Below are 15832 nucleotides of genomic sequence, written 5' to 3'. Positions count from 1 at the left end.
TTGTCGAAAAACGTGCCGATTTTTTCGACTTTTCTGCGCAAAGCAAGCCTTCCTTCACCTTGTGCCCGGCAAGGCTTGCCTAGTTGCTTGATATTTAAGCGGAAATCGGTTCGCTGATACCGAAAAACAACTCGACTTTAACGATGTTCCCTCAGAAAGACTTCATCTGGGCTGGGTAAGACTACGCGCCAAACAGGACGCGTAACAAGCCAATGCAACTGGCCGACCAGAAGCAGAGTGATCGAGACGAGCTGGAGCCGATACTCTACGCCGCTCTCATCAACTCCATGGTGCAGAATTTCTGGGCGATCTTCTTCGGCTCGGCCTCCGCGGCCGTGGCCGCGGTGATGACTGCGTTGAAGACGGGCGATGTCTGGCTGTGGCCGCTCGCGTTTCTGCTGATCGCTATCGGCACCGCGCGCGCGTTCCAGATGCGCGGATATGAAAACCGCACCCAGGTGCTGTCATTCGAAGAGGCCAAGCACCTGGAGCCGCGTTACTGGATCGGCGCGCTGAGTTATGCGGCGGTGCTCGGCGTGTGGGCCTTCGTCGTCATCTACAACAACAACGATCCGGTCGCCGACATGCTCTGTGTCGCGATCGGCATCGGCTACACCGCGGGCGGCGCCGCCCGCAATTACGGGCAGCCCCGGGTGATCCAGTGGCACGTCGCACTGGCCTGCGGTCCGATGTCGCTCGCCTTGCTGCTGCACGGCGGCTTCTACCACATCGGTCTTGCCATCCTGCTGGTGTTCTTCTTCATCGGGCTCAAGAACATCAACCTCAGTCTGCATGCGATCTTCGTCAAGGCGCTGACCTCGAGCTTCCGCGAATCCGCGCTGGCGAGCCAGTTCGACACCGCGCTCAACAACATGCCGCACGGCCTGTGCATGTTCCGCGCCGACGGCCGCCTTGCGGTCATGAACCACCGTTTCGGCGAGCTGATGGGCTTGCCCGAGGACCTCGTCAAGCGCGGCGCCACGGCCGCCGATATCGCGGCGGCCTGCGTTTCCGCCGGGTCGATCTCGACGGAGAGCGGCAACCACATCCTGGCCGAGATCGAGCATGCGCGGATCTGCGAGATCGTCACCGCCGATCCGGATCCCTCGCGCGGCCGCACCCTGGCCTGGACGTTCCAGCCGATGACCGGCGGCGGCACGGTGCTGCTGCTGGAAGACATCACCGAACGCACCAATGCGGAAGCCCGCATCAGCCATCTCGCCCGTTATGACGAGCTCACGGCGTTGCCCAACCGGGTCAGCTTCCACGACGAGATCGAGCGGCTGCTGAAGAATTCGCATCATGCCGAGCGGCTCTCCGCGCTGCTCTTCGTCGACCTCGACCAGTTCAAGCAGGTCAACGACACGCTCGGTCATCCCTGCGGTGACCAGCTGCTGTGCGCCGTCGCCAACCGCCTGCGCGAGATGCTGCGCCCCGAAGATTTCGTCGCCCGCTTCGGCGGCGACGAATTCGTCGTGTTCCAGCAGAACATCTCCTCGCCCGAGGACGCCGCCGCGCTGGCCCGCCGCATCGTCGAGCGGCTGAGCGAGCGCTACCGCATCGACAATCATTTGGTCGAGATCGGCGCCAGCGTTGGCATCGCACTGACCTCGCCGGGCGATGCCAGTGCCGATACGCTGCTCAAGAACGCCGACATGGCGCTGTACCGCGCCAAGGCCGACGGCCGCGGCACCTTCTGCTTCTTCCGCGACGAGATGGCGGCGACCGTTGAGGCCCGCCGCATCCTCGAGCTCGACCTGCGCAAGGCGCTCGCCAACGAGGAATTCGAGCTGTTCTATCAGCCGCTGGTCAATCTGAAGTCCGGCAAGATCACCACCTGCGAGGCGCTGCTGCGCTGGAATCATCCGGTGCGCGGCACGGTCTCGCCGATCGACATCATCCCGGTCGCCGAGGACATGGGCCTGATCGTCGATCTCGGCCGCTGGATCCTGCGCCGCGCCTGCATGGAATGCATGAAGTGGCCGGAGGGCGTCAGCGTCGCCGTCAACTTCTCGCCCCAGCAATTCCACCAGCGCGACGTGCTGAGCGAAATCCGCTACGCGCTGGAGGTGTCGGGCCTGCCGGCGCATCGGCTGGAGATCGAGATCACCGAGTCCTCGCTGCTGCGCAACACCCAGCTGACCCACGACATCCTGTCGCAATTGCATGCGCTCGGCGTGCGCATCTCGCTCGACGATTTCGGCACCGGCTATTCCAGCCTCAGCTATCTGCACAATTTCCCGATGCAGAAGGTGAAGATCGACCGCTCCTTCCTCGAAGGCATCGACACCGACCGCCCGCTGACGCTGCTGCGCGGCGTGGCGCGGCTGTCCGCCGATCTCGGCATGGCCGTCGTGGTCGAGGGCATCGAGACCAACGAGCAGCTCGATCTGATCAGCGCCGACGGCACCGTCTCCGAGGCGCAAGGCTATCTGTTCAGCCGTCCGGTGCCCGCCGTGCGGATGCGCCAGCTGCTCAATGCCTCGCACGGACGGCGCGGAGAAGGCCAGCTCCACGTCGCCAGCTCGCGCTCCTTCGCTTAAGTCCGTTTCTCGAAACGTCCCAACATTTCAGGCTGTTGCAGCGGTACCGTAGTGCTACGGAGGTTAACCCTAACCCTTCGATTGCTTTGCATACTTGTTAAGAAGGTGTTAATAAATCATGGCGCGCGCGCAAGTTGTCTTGCGGGGAATTGCCTTTGAATGTCGCGACGTGAGTGTGGGTAAGGAGTTGGAATGCAGTCCTCAGCCAGATCTGTCATTTCGGCTGTTGGACGGGGAGCGGAGCTTCTGACCGACGTCGATTATCATCTTGCGGAAACCGTCGCGGAGAAGGAGGAGATCTACAATCTCCGCTACCGCGCCTATCTGCGGGAGGGCGCGGTCAAGCCCTCGGCCGATGCGCGGGTGACCGACCGCTACGACGAGCTGCCGAACGCGTGGACCTTCGGCGTCTATCTTCATGGTGAGCTCTGCAGCTCGGTGCGCATCAGCGTGCTGAGTTCGGAATGGCGCGAGTCCACCTCGGCCGATGTCTTCCCCGACATCCTGTTGCCGCGGCTCGATCGCGGCGAGGTCATGATCGACCCGACCCGCTTCGTCGCCGATCCCGACCAGGTCAAGCGGGTTCCGGAATTGCCCTATCTGACGACGCGTCTCGCTTACATGGCCTGCGAGCATTTCAATGCCGATCTCGGCCTCGCCATCGTGCGTCCCGAGCATCAGGCCTTCTACCGGCGAGTGTTCCTGCACGAGACGATCGCCGAGCCCCGCCTGGTTCCCGGCCTCACCAAGCCGTTCGGACTGATGGCCGCTGACTTCCCGACCTTCCGCAAGAAGGTGTTCGAGCGATATCCGATCATGCGGTCGACCGCCTTCGAGCGGCGGATGCTGTTCGGGCGCGGCGGCCAGCGCCAGGTGCCGCAGCGGCCGGTGCTCGTGGCGGACGCCGCACACGCCTAAAGTCGGCGGTGGCGTGGATGCCGCTCCAGGTTTGAGCCTGAGCTCGGCCTTTTACCCGTCGCGCGTCAGCACGCATCACGCCCTGGGCCCAAAATACCGGCGAAAGCCGCCGTATTTGCCGGCCGGCGCGGCTTGCCTTCACCCTCGCGCCACATTTACAACCCATTAACCATGACGGGTGCTTTTCGCTGGTTGGGGGCATTTGATCGGCTGAGGCAAGGTTCCGTCAAGGTTGACGGAACGTTCGCTTAACCAACCCCCTGTAGACCGGACAGCAGTGGACTAACGTGAGCGTGGAGGCTCCGGAATGAAACATCCTATGCGTATCCTCCAGGGATTGAAGCTGGTCGCGATGCTCGCCGTCGCGCTGTCGATGGGCGCCTGCGCCAACAAGAATGCTGCGACGGATGCGATGGCCAATGCGGCAACGCCTGGCAGTCAGCAGGATTTCGTCGTCAACGTGGGTGACCGCGTGTTCTTCGAAAGCGACCAGACCGATCTGACCCCGCAGGCGATCGTGACCCTGGAGAAGCAGGCGCAGTGGCTGCAGACCTATCCGCGCTACAGCTTCACCGTCGAAGGCCACGCCGACGAGCGCGGCACCCGCGAATACAACATCGCGCTCGGCGCGCGCCGTGCCCAGTCGGTGCGTTCGTTCCTGGCCTCGCGCGGCATCGATCCGAACCGCATGCGCACGATCTCCTACGGCAAGGAGCGGCCGGTCGCCGTCTGTAACGACATCTCCTGCTGGTCGCAGAACCGTCGCGCCGTCACCGTGCTGAACGCGAGCTCCTGACGCCGAGATACTGACACTCAGTCAGGCGCCGTTCATCTTCCAGAACCGATTATGCCGGCGCCCTCTCGGGCGCCGGTTTCGTTTCAGCAAACCGTGACCTAAAACCCCTTGGTTCACGTCACGGTTTTGGCGTACTCCCTTCCTCATTATGTGGCGCGGCGAATGGTCCGCCGTGTGCCACGTCGCTTTTGTCGTCAGGGCAAGATGTCATCGAAATTCAAGGCAATTACCGGCACCGTGGCAACCGTCGCGCTGCTCTCTTTGTGCTCGCCCGCAACTGCGCAGTTGGATGATGCCGACCCCGAGATGCGGATCGAGCGGCTGGAGAACCAGCTGCGCCAGCTCACCGGCCGGAACGAAGAGCTGCAATACCGCAACCGCCAGCTCGAAGAGCGGCTGCGGGCGCTCGAGGGCGGCGCCCAAGGCGCGCCCGGACAGGCGCCCAACGTCGCGGCGATGCCGCCCGCCCAGGTGGGGCCAGGTCAAGTCGCGCCCGGCTATCGCCAGCAGCCTCAGCAGCAGGCCGTGCAGCCGAATTACGAGCAGCCGCAGGGCGCCGCTGCTGCGCCGATCGTTCAGGAACAGCCGGCGCCCGGTGCCCCCGGCACGCGTCGCCGCGGCGATGCCTTCGATCCGAACCAGAACCCGAACGCGCCGGGTGCGCCGCGCGCGCTTGGCGGCGGCCCGCAGCCGATGCCATCGGGAGCACCCGGTGGCCGCGGCGCCGGCGAGCCGCTCGATCTCGCCAATACTGGCCCCCGTTATCAGCAGCAGGCCGCGCCCCCGGCCGCGCAGCCCGGCTATCCGCCGGCCGGCGGCGCCGGCCTGACCACCCTGCCGCCCTCGGCGACGCCGCGCGACGAGTTCGACCTCGGCATCGGCTACATGCAGCGCAAGGACTACGCGCTCGCCGAGCAGACCATGAAGAACTTCACGCAGAAATATCCGAGCGACCCGCTGCTCGGGGACGCGCAATACTGGCTCGGCGAGAGCTACTTCCAGCGCCAGCAATATCGGGACTCCGCGGAAGCCTTCCTCGCCGTCACCACCAAATACGAAAAATCGGCCAAGGCCCCGGATGCGCTGCTGCGGCTCGGCCAATCGCTCGCCGCGCTGAAGGAGAAGGAGGCCGCCTGCGCGGCCTTCGGCGAGGTCGGCCGCAAATATCCGCGCGCCTCCGCCGGCGTCAAAGCCGCGGTCGACCGCGAGCAGAAACGGGTGAAGTGCTGACGTCGGGGTCCTGACAATGCGGATGGTGCTGCGCTAGACATCGTAACCATCCGCCTGCGACGGTCAGGGCCGCGTCATGTCAGACGACGACAATTCTCCGATCTCGACACGCGAGGCGAGGCGGCTCTTCGCCGGCCTGAAGAGCGCGCCGGCGCTGGTGCTCGCCGTGTCGGGCGGGCCCGACTCGGTCGCGCTGATGTGGCTTGCGGCGCGCTGGCAGCGCAGTCTTGCGCGCGGCCCGCTTATCACCGTCGTCACGATCGATCACGGCCTGCGGCGGGAGGCGGCGCGAGAGGCGCGCGAGGTCAAGCGGCTCGCCACTGAGCTCGGATTGCCGCACCGGACCCTGCGCTGGCGCGGCGCAAAGCCGAAGACCGGATTGCCGGCGGCGGCGCGCGAGGCGCGCTACCGCCTGCTCGCGCAGGCCGCGCGTGCCGTCGGCGCGAGCCATGTGCTGACCGCCCACACCCGCGACGACCAGGCCGAGACCCTGTTGATGCGCCTGTTGCGCGGCAGCGGACTTGCCGGGCTGTCGGCAATGGCCTCCCTCAGCGAGCGCGACGGGATCGTGCTGGCGCGTCCGTTGCTCGAGGTCCCGAAGTCGCAGCTGATCGCGACGTTGAGGCGGGCCAGGGTCGGCTTTGCCGACGATCCCACCAACCGCGACACCGCCTTCACCCGGCCGCGGCTGCGCGCGCTGCTGCCGCTCCTTGCGGCCGAGGGTGGCGATGCCCGCACGCTGCTGCGGCTCGCGGCCCGGCTGGCGCGGGCCAATGCGGCGGTCGAGCTGCTGGCCGACGGCGCCGAGCGCTTCCTCCGTTTGCGGGATCGCGGCGATGCGCCGCAGGCGGGCGTTCGAAGCTTCGAGGCCGCGACCTTTGCCGGCCTGCCGGAGGAGGTCCGGCTGCGGCTCCTGCTGCGGGCCATCAACGCGCTCGGGCATGAAGGGCCGGCGGAACTCGGCAAGGTTGAATCCCTCCTGGCCGTGCTCGATCAGGCCATCGCCGCAAGCCCTCGCGCAGGCGCAAATAGCCGTCCGGTCTTGAGGCAGACCCTTGCGGGAGCCTTGATCAGCCTTGCCGGCGGGCGTATCCACATCGCACCGGCGCCGCCCCGGCGGCGCAAGGGCGGATAGGCGCGGACGAGGGCGGATCATGACACCGGCCAATTCGGCCCCGTGCCGTCAGGACACCTTAACCAGGCAGGAAAAACCACCGTCAGGTCGCCATTATTTCAGCGGGAATCGCCCTAAGATGGGATAAATAGTCCCATCTCGTTCCCTTGGCAGCGACCGAGGCGGCACCTAAATTGTATGCGTCTAACGATGAGGATTCCTTGGGGATTTCCTCGTAGAGCCCAAGGATGAGGCCGCGATCCGCGCGACCACGAAGGAAGATCGATGAACGCCAATCTGCGCAATTTCGCCCTCTGGGTCATCATTGTCTTGCTGCTTTTGGCGTTGTTCACGCTCTTCCAGAATCCAGGTCAGCGGGCCTCCTCGCAGGACATCGCCTTCTCGCAGCTCCTGAGCGAGGTTGACCGCGGCAATGTGCGCGACGTCGTGATCCAGGGGCCGGACATTCACGGCACCTTCACCAACGGCTCCAGCTTCCAGACCTATGCGCCCAGCGACCCGACGCTGGTGAAGCGCCTCTATGACAGCAAGGTCCAGATCACCGCGAAGCCGCCGGGCGACAACGTGCCGTGGTTCGTCTCGCTGCTGGTCTCCTGGCTGCCGTTCATCGCCCTGATCGGCGTGTGGATCTTCCTGTCGCGGCAGATGCAGGGCGGCGCCGGCAAGGCGATGGGCTTTGGCAAGTCGCGCGCCAAGATGCTGACCGAAGCGCATGGCCGCGTCACCTTCGAGGACGTCGCCGGCGTCGACGAGGCCAAGCAGGACCTTCAGGAGATTGTCGAATTCCTCCGCGACCCCGGCAAATTCCAGCGCCTCGGCGGCCGCATTCCGCGCGGCGTGCTGCTGGTCGGCCCTCCCGGCACCGGTAAGACCCTGATCGCGCGTGCGGTCGCGGGCGAAGCCAACGTGCCGTTCTTCACCATCTCCGGTTCTGACTTCGTCGAGATGTTCGTCGGCGTCGGCGCGAGCCGCGTCCGCGACATGTTCGAGCAGGCCAAGAAGAACGCGCCCTGCATCATCTTCATCGATGAAATCGACGCGGTCGGTCGTCACCGTGGCGCAGGCCTCGGCGGCGGCAATGACGAGCGCGAGCAGACGCTGAACCAGCTGCTGGTCGAGATGGACGGCTTCGAGGCGAACGAGGGCGTGATCCTGATCGCCGCGACCAACCGCCCTGATGTGCTCGATCCCGCGCTGCTGCGTCCGGGCCGCTTCGACCGCCAGGTCGTGGTGCCCAATCCGGACGTCGTCGGCCGCGAGCAGATCCTCAAGGTTCACGTTCGCAAGGTGCCGCTGGCCCCCGATATCAACCTCAAGACCATCGCGCGCGGCACCCCGGGCTTCTCCGGCGCCGACCTGATGAACCTCGTCAACGAGGCCGCCTTGACCGCCGCCCGCCGCAACAAGCGGATGGTGACGCAGGCCGAATTCGAAGAGGCCAAAGACAAGGTGATGATGGGCGCCGAGCGCAAATCGCTCGTCATGACCGAGGAAGAGAAGTTGCTGACGGCCTATCACGAGGGCGGCCACGCCATCGTCGGTCTCAACGTCGTCGCGACCGACCCGATCCATAAGGCGACCATCATTCCGCGCGGCCGTGCGCTCGGCATGGTCATGCAGCTCCCCGAGCGCGACAAGCTGTCGATGTCGCTGGAGCAGATGACCTCGCGGCTCGCGATCATGATGGGCGGCCGTGTCGCCGAAGAGCTGATCTTCGGCCGCGAGAAGGTGACCTCGGGTGCGTCTTCCGACATCGAGCAGGCGACACGCCTGGCCCGGATGATGGTGACGCGCTGGGGCCTGTCCGAGGCGCTCGGCACCGTGTCCTATGGCGAAAACCAGGACGAGGTTTTCCTGGGCATGTCGGTGTCGCGCACCCAGAACGCATCGGAGGCGACGGTCCAGAAGATCGACACCGAGATCCGGCGTTTCGTGGAAGAGGGCTATAACGAAGCGACGCGTATTCTCACCGAGAAGCGCGCCGATCTCGAAGCTCTCGCCAAGGGCCTGCTCGAGTTCGAGACGCTGAGCGGCGACGAGATCGTCGATCTGCTCAAGGGCAAGAAGCCGAACCGCGAGTCCGTGCTCGAGCCGAGCACGCCGCGCGCCTCCGCGGTGCCCCCGGCCGGCAAGTCGCCGCGCCCGCGGCCCGATGCGGATCCCGGCCTGGAGCCGCAGCCGCAGGCGTAATCGCGAGCGGCAGGTGAGATTGCAAAACGCGGCGGAAACGCCGCGTTTTTTGTTGGCTGGCGGTTCGCGGATGCAGGGCGTTCCCGGCGCGAGCGAAACGCGCGGCCTCCGGGGCAAACGCGGGAATCACTAAAGAAGAACTTAACGCTTGCGTCCTATTTTGGCCCGCCATGACTGACCAGGTCGTCCACAGCGCGGTTCAACCGTTTTCGGCACGTGCGGCGCTCCCTTGGGCAGTGGGCCTCGGCGTCTATGCCCTGTTGCTGATCGTTGGGCCGTGGCTGCTCGGTGATCCCGACAGCTATTCTCATATCGAGGTCGGGCGTTGGATCATCGCGCATGGCACCCTGCCGGAGAGCGATCCCTTTTCGTTTTCGAAGCATGGCGCGCCCTGGATCACCTTCGAATGGCTCTCGGAAATCGTCTACGCCGGAGCCTACGCATTGTCCGGCTGGCCCGGCGTCGTCGTCGTCGCAGCAGCGGCGATAGCGCTCGCCTTTGGCCTGTTCACCTTCTTCCTGCTGCGCGAGCTCTCGCCGGCCCTGACGCTGCTCATGGTGATCGCGGCGGTCATCCTGCTGGCGCCGCATATGCTGGCGCGGCCACATGTGCTCGTGCTGCCGGTGATGGTGATTTGGGCGGCGGCCCTGGTGCGCTGCATGGATCGCGGCGGGCCTCCGCCATACTGGGCGCTGCCGCTGCTGGTGCTGTGGACCAATCTGCATGGCAGCGTCGTGCTCGCGCTCGGGCTGATCGGTCCGGCCGTGCTCGAGGCGCTGCTGCGTGAGGAGCGAAGCGAATGGCCGCGCCTGCTGCTGCGGTGGCTGCCTTTCTCGGCCCTTGCCCTCGCAGCGTCCTGTCTGACGCCGCACGGGCCCGAGCCGCTGCTGATGCCGTTGACGACACTCGGCCTCGGCTCTGCGCTCGCCTGGATCGGGGAATGGCGGCCGCAGGATTTCAGCCATGTCGGTGGCTTCGAGTTGCTGCTGCTGGCTGGCATTTTTGCGCTCGCGCGCGGCGTGACGCTGCCCGTCGTGCGGGCCCTGGTGGTGATTGGCCTGCTCCATTTCGCACTGGCGCAGGTCCGCAACGCGGATCTGCTGGCCATGCTGGCGCCGCTCTATCTGGCGGCCCCCTTGGGTCGGAAATTCGGCGGGCGGATCACGGACGATGCGGAGGGCGCGTCGCGCGGCCTGAACCTGGCCGCGTTCGGTGTTCTGATCGCGATGAGCGGGGCGGCGCTGGCGCGCGACATACGGCCGGCTCCCGTCATCACTCCTCAAGCTGCCGTCGCGCAAGCCGACCTCGCCACGGCGGGGCGCGTGCTCAACGATTATTCCTTCGGCGGCTATTTGATCTTTGCCGGCATTCCCACCTTCATCGATGGTCGCGGCGAACTGTATGGCGGGCCGTTCATCGATCGCTACAATCGTGCCCTGGCGCTGGTCGACCTCGCAGATTTTCTCAAGCTGCTCGACGAATACGACATCGGCGCGACGCTGCTCGCGCCGCGGACACCGGCGGTCGCGATGCTCGACCGGCTGCCGCAGTGGCAACGCGTCTACAGTGACGACGTGGCGGTCGTGCACAAGCGGCGGGATACGCCGCAAAGATAAGTCAGACGGTACCGAAGGCCGCGTATTGGCCGCCGAGCGACACGCCGCTCAGGGTATCTTCGAGGCGACGCGCCGGTTTGCTGTCCCAGGGGAGCAGCAGGAAATGGCGCGCGCCGATCTCGCGCAAGCCGCCCGCGGCCATCAGCTTTCGGACTTTGCCGGCACTGAGCAGGATGGCGTCCCGATCGAACTCACAGCGGGCAACGGCAAGACGTGTCAGCGGGTTGTAGGGATTGTGCTCGATCACGCAGACGAGCCCCCCGGGGCGTACCACCCGCCGCATCTCGGTGATGAAATGCGTCCATTCGGCCGGCACGATATGGTGCATCACGCAGATGGCCGTGACGAGATCGAAGCTGGCGTCCTCGAAGGGAAAACTGCGGCCGTCAAACTCGCGGTAGTCGACCCCGCTATTGGCCGCGCGGGCCTGCGCCAGGCTGGCCGACGAAACGTCGATACCGCTCAAGCGGCCGATCATGCCGTGCAGCAGGGGATGAAGGCTGCCCACGCCGCAGCCGACATCCAGCATGTCGGGCCTCTCGGTGTTCAGCCGCTGCGCGATCAGATTGCGCAGCAGATCGGCCTTCGCGCGCATGAAGAAATCATGCGGCAAGCCGGAGAAGTCGATCGAGGATTGGACAACGTCACGGTAGTTGGCGTGATAGCCGTCGAAGAGCTCGCTCATGCGCCGGGTCACTCGTTGACGGCGTGGATTGCGGGTGCGGCCGCCGCCTCGTTACGATCGAAGCCGGCGCGCGTCTGCACCACATAGAGCGGGCGGCGTTTCACCTCGGCATGAATGCGGCCGACATAGAGCCCCACGATACCGGTCATCAGCATGTTGATTCCGCACAGCAGGGACACCACGACCATCGTCGAGGACCAGCCAGTGACGAGATGGCTGTCCTTGCTGAGCCAGAGCAGGATCACCCAGCCGCCGTAGAGCAAGGCCAGCCCCGAAACCGTCAAGCCGCACCAGATTGCAAGCCGCAAGGGCAGATCGGAAAAGCCGAGCGCGGCGTTCACCGCGAGCCGCACCATCTTGAACAGCGGGTATTTGGTTTCGCCCGCAGCGCGCTCGAGACGGTGGAAGGCGACCTCGGCCTGCCGGAAGCCGAGCCAGGCGATCATGCCGCGCACGAAGCGATCTTGCTCCGGCATCTGCCTGAGTGCGTCGAGCACCTTGCGATCGATCAGGCGGAAGTCGCCGACATCGGCGGGGATGCCGACCGAGGACATCCTGCCGAGGAGCCGGTAGAACAGATGAGCGGTCGCACGCTTGAACCGGCTTTCGCCTTCGCGTGACAGGCGGCGGGCGTGGACGACGTCGTTGCCTTCCTGCCATTTTGCGATCAATTGCTCGATCACTTCGGGCGGATCCTGCAAATCGGCATCCATCACGATGATCGCGTCACCTTCCGCGGCGTCCATGCCGGCGGTGATGGCGACCTGATGGCCGAAATTTCGCGACAGGCCGATATAGCGAAAGCGCGGATCGCGCTTGGCGAGCGCCTGGAGCACGATCGAGCTGGAATCGCTGCTGCCGTCGTCGACGAAGATCGCTTCTGCCGGACCGTCGAGCCGGGACAAGACGAGGTCGAGCCGGCGCAGCAGGACCGGCAGCACGGCTTCCTCGTTGAACACGGGGATGACGAGGCTGTAGCAGATCGATCTGGAATTGGCCGCCATGCGAGAGCTTCCGGCTGGGTTGCAGGGGCGGAGTCTAGTTCGGCGGTGGTTAAGGTCGCCTTGCCGCAACTGTTAAGGATCTAGGGCCCCGGGGCGACTGAGGGCAGGAAGCGGAGCGGAATGGCGATGCACGATTAACCATGCTTGCGCAGCCGTGGCCTCGGTCTAGGGCCTGCGGCGGATCTTGTAGAGGACAAATCGCTCCGAGGTGTCCAGCACCTCCAGCAGTTCCGGCAGCGGGTTCGCGGCCGGCGGTCCGAGCACATAGAGATAGTCGTAGTCCCGGTACCAGGTGCGGATGAACGGCGGAACGTCCGTCGGCGGCTGGCTTGTCGCAATCGCGGTGAGCAGGTCCGACGGCACCGGTCCTCCGTAGGGAATGGCAAGGCGGCGCACGCCCTCGCGTGGCCGCACGGGCTGCTTGCCCGCTTCCGTGAAGAGATTGGGCACGAACGCGTTGGCATAATGCACGGCCAGCGTCGGCGCATAGTACATCGGATACGAGGTGAGGTCGGCGAAGGGCGGATCACCATTGTCGCCCGTGCTTCCAACGAGAACGCGTGAGCCGCGCTCGATCTTCTGGAACGAGGCGATGATCGCCGCATAGTCGGCGCGGTAAGGCAGCCATACCGCGAAAACGACCGCGAGATTGATCAGTATGATGCCGCTGATCGCAGCGAGCGCAGCCGTTCTCCACGCCCGGCCCGGCAACGACAGCGAGCAGAAGGCCGGCAGGATCAGAGCTGCAGCGGGAATCACGCGAAGGTCGACGAACGAGGTTCCGAACAGCTTCGAGGGAATGATCAGGTAGAGCAGCGCAAAGCCGATCGCGAGCCAGAGGCCGGCCGGCTCGAGCTTGAGGACGCCGCGCCTTGCGGCGAAAAGCAACGAGATCATCAGCGCCAGCCCGGTCACTGCCGCAACCGTCAGATTGTAGCCGTTCATGATGCGCAGCGGCCAGATCGGCTTGAATCCGAGGAACCAGCTCGTCCCCTCGCTTCCGATCGAGCCCGCAGTCATTTGCATGATCCCAAACAACACGAGCGCCGGCAGGGCCAGCGCGCCGAGCCGCGCGGCCGCCACCCGGTACGATGTTCGCCGCTGACGGATGCGCGAGAGCTCGTAGAGGCCAAGCGTCGCGCCGTAGATACCGAGGGAGAAGAAATGCGCCGCATACAGCGCAGCGACGAACAGCGCGTTGGCGACGAAACGCAGCGGCCATGGGCCTTCGGCCAGCATCAGGTAGATTGCGATGCCCCAGAGGGCGAGGCCGAGACCAAACTCGAAATTCACGAAGCCCCAGCTGAACGGCAGACAGTAGAGGAAAGCGAGCGCAGCGAAGCCGGCAAGATGAACCCGTCCCTTTCGGGCCCATTCGAGCAGCAGCGCGCCCCCGACGATCAGCAATTGGCTCAGCAGCAGAAACAGCCGCGTGGCGTGCTCGACGCTCATCAGCCGCGCCAGCTGCGGCACCAGCAGATCCATTCCAAGGTTGGGATAGAAGGCCCAGGCGACCTCGTAATACGGATTGGCGTCGGGGGTGCCGTTCCGGCTCAGGATGTACATGCGGGCAAGGTGATTGGGATAATCCACCATCGCGGGAATGGGGGTCAGCAGCACCGGAAGAAAGGAGACCGCCGCCAGCATCGCAAGAACGGCGATCGCCACGGACCGCTCCGAGTCGAGCCGAGCCGGGATGGTCAAAGTCGGCCTGTCAAAAGAAGGCATGTCGCGGGATCGCCGGGGTTTGAGCGTGGTGTGCCAGGCCCCGTCCACGTCGCCCTTGGAGGGACATCTCACGGTTACGAATACGCGCCCTCAAGGAGGTTCTCACTTCGAAGGCGTCGCGGTCGCGATGTCCGCATGGTCTCGCACATGGATCACCGCGATGTCGTCGGTGTAGATCCGCTTCCAGCCCTTGAGCTGGTCGAGGATCTGTGGGCCCGGCGCATCGGCAACCAGCAGCGTCGCGTCGATCTTGTACTCGTCGAGCAGGCGCGGCAGCAGCTCGGGCTTCTTGCCCTCCGTCGCCTTGAAGAAGTCCATGACGAATTTCTCGCCATAGAGCTCGGCACGGCCGTCAACGAAGACCGGAATATCGCAAGAGATCAGATAGCCGCCAAACTGATAAGCATTGAAGATGCGCTGCATGTTGCGTTGCTCGAGCACTTCGACGGCCGCAACCGGCGTGTGCATGGTCGTGAAGGTGAAGCGGTGGTGCGCCATGTAGAGCGACGTCGAGGTCCAGCTCGCCGCCACGATCATCAGCGCGCCAAGCGCGGTGACATAGCGGGCGGGCCAGCGCCCGGCACCGGCGGCGTCAGGCGCCGGGCGCGGGAACATCTCGCCGAGCGGCTTTGCCAGCACCAGCGGCACCACGAACGCAAATGCCTCGATGCTCCTGACATGGGTCAGCGCGCTCCAGGTCAGGAACAGGATCAGGAAGATCCGGGGCGCCGACAGTACCAGGCCGCGATAATAGCCGAATGCGATCAGGCCGAGCAGGGCGCCTTCGAATGGGGTGAACGTGGAGAAGTTCGCGGGCATCCATTCGAAGATCAGCGACAGCAGTTCGCCGAGGCCGAGAATATTGGTCGCGCCCAGCAGCGTCCGCCAGCCATACGGCGTGCAGCAGCTCGCGATCAGAGCGCCGATTCCGAACAACACCCAGCGCATGAACAGCTGGAGCCGTCGTCCCTTCTCGGCGTGCTCGACAGCCTCGAGCGCGATCGGGCCGATCAGCACGAGGCCCAGCACGAAGCCGCCATGCAAATTCGCCCAGAGCGCCATCAGCGGCAGCCAATACCAGGACGGCGCGCCCTTGCGGTCGGCAGCTGCCATCAGCAGGCCGACCCACGCCACCATGACGGGCAGCGCCAGAATATGCGGCCGCGCCAGCACGTGATTGGCCGACAGCAGCAGCGCCAGCATCGCGAACAGCACTGCGCGCGGTGCCTCGATCTGAGCGTCGAGCAGATTGACGAAGATCGCGACCGTGACCGCGACCGCGACCGCGGTGAGGATGACGGGACCTGCCCAGTCCCATTGCGCGTGGGAATAGGCGAACAGCACCTGCGACAGCCACGACGTCGAGATCCATGGCGCGCCCGTTCGCGTGAACGAATAGAAGTCGGTGGTGGGCATGGCGCGGTGATCGAGGATCCATTGCCCGATCTTCACCTGCCAGAACGAGTCGGAGTCCTGCAGCCGGGTGTCGCCGAGATAGAGGAAGAACAGATAGACGCCGGCGCCGACGCAGAGCGGCACCAGGGCCCTCGCGCGGCTCTGCGCCGCGATGCTGTTGGCAAAGGAAAGTGACATGCCGCCTCGTCGTCCTGTTGTTCTTGTCGGTCGGGCATGATCCGGACCCGGCGGGCCGCGTTGGCGCAAAGTGAGGTGCGGTTTCCGAGAAGATCATGCTCGAGCAACCACCTGAAGCGCGATGAACTTTTCATCTCACCGCGCGCCAGTCCGAGCGGGCGGCATTGGATCACGGGCGGTCATAACTTCGGGTAAACCGGCAGGCAACGCTGGTTTCATGTCCCGACAAATTTAACGGATTGTTTTAGATTTCGATTTACCATCCGCGAATACACGCAAACCGCTCGGTGTTTACGCAGACGAATTAACTGCGGCGCAATTCTTTGCCTCTACGTTTGGTTCCATGGTCGGGCGGCGCTGGGAAGCCGAAAAGACCAGATCAGTTGTAGCCTCG

At 65.0% G+C, this 15832-nt stretch carries 11 protein-coding genes; 7 read left to right on the top strand and 4 right to left on the bottom strand.

What is annotated here, in order from left to right; genetic code table 11:
* Positions 1 to 212: 212 nt before the first annotated feature.
* The 7 genes from RAD04_RS09230 to RAD04_RS09200 all read left to right on the top strand — a co-directional run bounded on the left by RAD04_RS09230 (position 213) and on the right by RAD04_RS09200 (position 10428).
* On the top strand, positions 213 to 2543 hold the full coding sequence (locus RAD04_RS09230; RefSeq protein WP_461623507.1) for a putative bifunctional diguanylate cyclase/phosphodiesterase: 2331 nt from the start codon (positions 213 to 215) through the stop codon (positions 2541 to 2543).
* 192 nt (positions 2544 to 2735) lie between these two features.
* Positions 2736 to 3461, top strand: a complete 726-nt coding sequence (locus tag RAD04_RS09225) for an N-acyl amino acid synthase FeeM domain-containing protein (protein ID WP_461616891.1) — start codon at positions 2736 to 2738, stop codon at positions 3459 to 3461.
* A gap of 307 nt (positions 3462 to 3768) precedes the next feature.
* The gene (gene pal / locus RAD04_RS09220; RefSeq protein ID WP_461623506.1) at positions 3769 to 4257 is read left to right on the top strand and encodes a peptidoglycan-associated lipoprotein Pal; all 489 of its coding nucleotides are present in this window, start codon (positions 3769 to 3771) and stop codon (positions 4255 to 4257) included.
* Positions 4258 to 4461: 204 nt separating this feature from the next.
* Positions 4462 to 5487, top strand: coding sequence for a tol-pal system protein YbgF (gene ybgF / locus RAD04_RS09215; RefSeq protein WP_461623505.1), 1026 nt, complete (start codon positions 4462 to 4464; stop codon positions 5485 to 5487).
* A gap of 76 nt (positions 5488 to 5563) precedes the next feature.
* Positions 5564 to 6622 (top strand): tRNA lysidine(34) synthetase TilS, encoded by a 1059-nt coding sequence (gene tilS / locus RAD04_RS09210; RefSeq protein WP_461623504.1) that lies wholly within the window; start codon positions 5564 to 5566, stop codon positions 6620 to 6622.
* Positions 6623 to 6886: 264 nt separating this feature from the next.
* Entirely contained in the window at positions 6887 to 8812 is a 1926-nt protein-coding gene (gene ftsH, locus RAD04_RS09205; protein WP_018317780.1) for an ATP-dependent zinc metalloprotease FtsH, read from the top strand.
* Positions 8813 to 8982: 170 nt separating this feature from the next.
* Positions 8983 to 10428, top strand: a complete 1446-nt coding sequence (locus RAD04_RS09200; RefSeq protein ID WP_461623503.1) for a hypothetical protein — start codon at positions 8983 to 8985, stop codon at positions 10426 to 10428.
* Position 10429: 1 nt separating this feature from the next.
* Here the strand turns inward: RAD04_RS09200 and RAD04_RS09195 are convergent, their stop codons facing one another.
* The 4 genes from RAD04_RS09195 to RAD04_RS09180 form a co-directional block, all read right to left on the bottom strand.
* Positions 10430 to 11113 (bottom strand): class I SAM-dependent methyltransferase, encoded by a 684-nt coding sequence (locus RAD04_RS09195; protein ID WP_461623502.1) that lies wholly within the window; start codon positions 11111 to 11113, stop codon positions 10430 to 10432.
* Between the two features lie 8 nt (positions 11114 to 11121).
* Entirely contained in the window at positions 11122 to 12117 is a 996-nt protein-coding gene (locus tag RAD04_RS09190; RefSeq protein ID WP_461623501.1) for a glycosyltransferase family 2 protein, read from the bottom strand.
* Positions 12118 to 12282: 165 nt separating this feature from the next.
* Positions 12283 to 13845, bottom strand: coding sequence for a hypothetical protein (locus RAD04_RS09185; RefSeq protein WP_461623500.1), 1563 nt, complete (start codon positions 13843 to 13845; stop codon positions 12283 to 12285).
* A gap of 102 nt (positions 13846 to 13947) precedes the next feature.
* Positions 13948 to 15438 carry a hypothetical protein gene (locus RAD04_RS09180; RefSeq protein ID WP_461623499.1) on the bottom strand — a complete coding sequence of 497 codons (1491 nt, stop codon included), beginning with the start codon at positions 15436 to 15438 and terminating at the stop codon, positions 13948 to 13950.
* Positions 15439 to 15832 lie beyond the last annotated feature (394 nt).

This window comes from Bradyrhizobium sp. 25ACV (genome assembly GCF_054863005.1).
The sequence above is the reverse complement of the archived record's forward strand: the minus strand, read 5'-3'. Positions and strand labels throughout refer to the sequence as shown.

Coding starts and splice junctions, on each gene's coding strand:
- RAD04_RS09230 (WP_461623507.1), top strand. CDS start 213: ATGCAACTGGCCGACCAGAAGCAGAGTGATCGAGACGAGCTGGAGCCG.
- RAD04_RS09225 (WP_461616891.1), top strand. CDS start 2,736: ATGCAGTCCTCAGCCAGATCTGTCATTTCGGCTGTTGGACGGGGAGCG.
- pal (WP_461623506.1), top strand. CDS start 3,769: ATGAAACATCCTATGCGTATCCTCCAGGGATTGAAGCTGGTCGCGATG.
- ybgF (WP_461623505.1), top strand. CDS start 4,462: ATGTCATCGAAATTCAAGGCAATTACCGGCACCGTGGCAACCGTCGCG.
- tilS (WP_461623504.1), top strand. CDS start 5,564: ATGTCAGACGACGACAATTCTCCGATCTCGACACGCGAGGCGAGGCGG.
- ftsH (WP_018317780.1), top strand. CDS start 6,887: ATGAACGCCAATCTGCGCAATTTCGCCCTCTGGGTCATCATTGTCTTG.
- RAD04_RS09200 (WP_461623503.1), top strand. CDS start 8,983: ATGACTGACCAGGTCGTCCACAGCGCGGTTCAACCGTTTTCGGCACGT.
- RAD04_RS09195 (WP_461623502.1), bottom strand. CDS start 11,113: ATGAGCGAGCTCTTCGACGGCTATCACGCCAACTACCGTGACGTTGTC.
- RAD04_RS09190 (WP_461623501.1), bottom strand. CDS start 12,117: ATGGCGGCCAATTCCAGATCGATCTGCTACAGCCTCGTCATCCCCGTG.
- RAD04_RS09185 (WP_461623500.1), bottom strand. CDS start 13,845: ATGCCTTCTTTTGACAGGCCGACTTTGACCATCCCGGCTCGGCTCGAC.
- RAD04_RS09180 (WP_461623499.1), bottom strand. CDS start 15,438: ATGTCACTTTCCTTTGCCAACAGCATCGCGGCGCAGAGCCGCGCGAGG.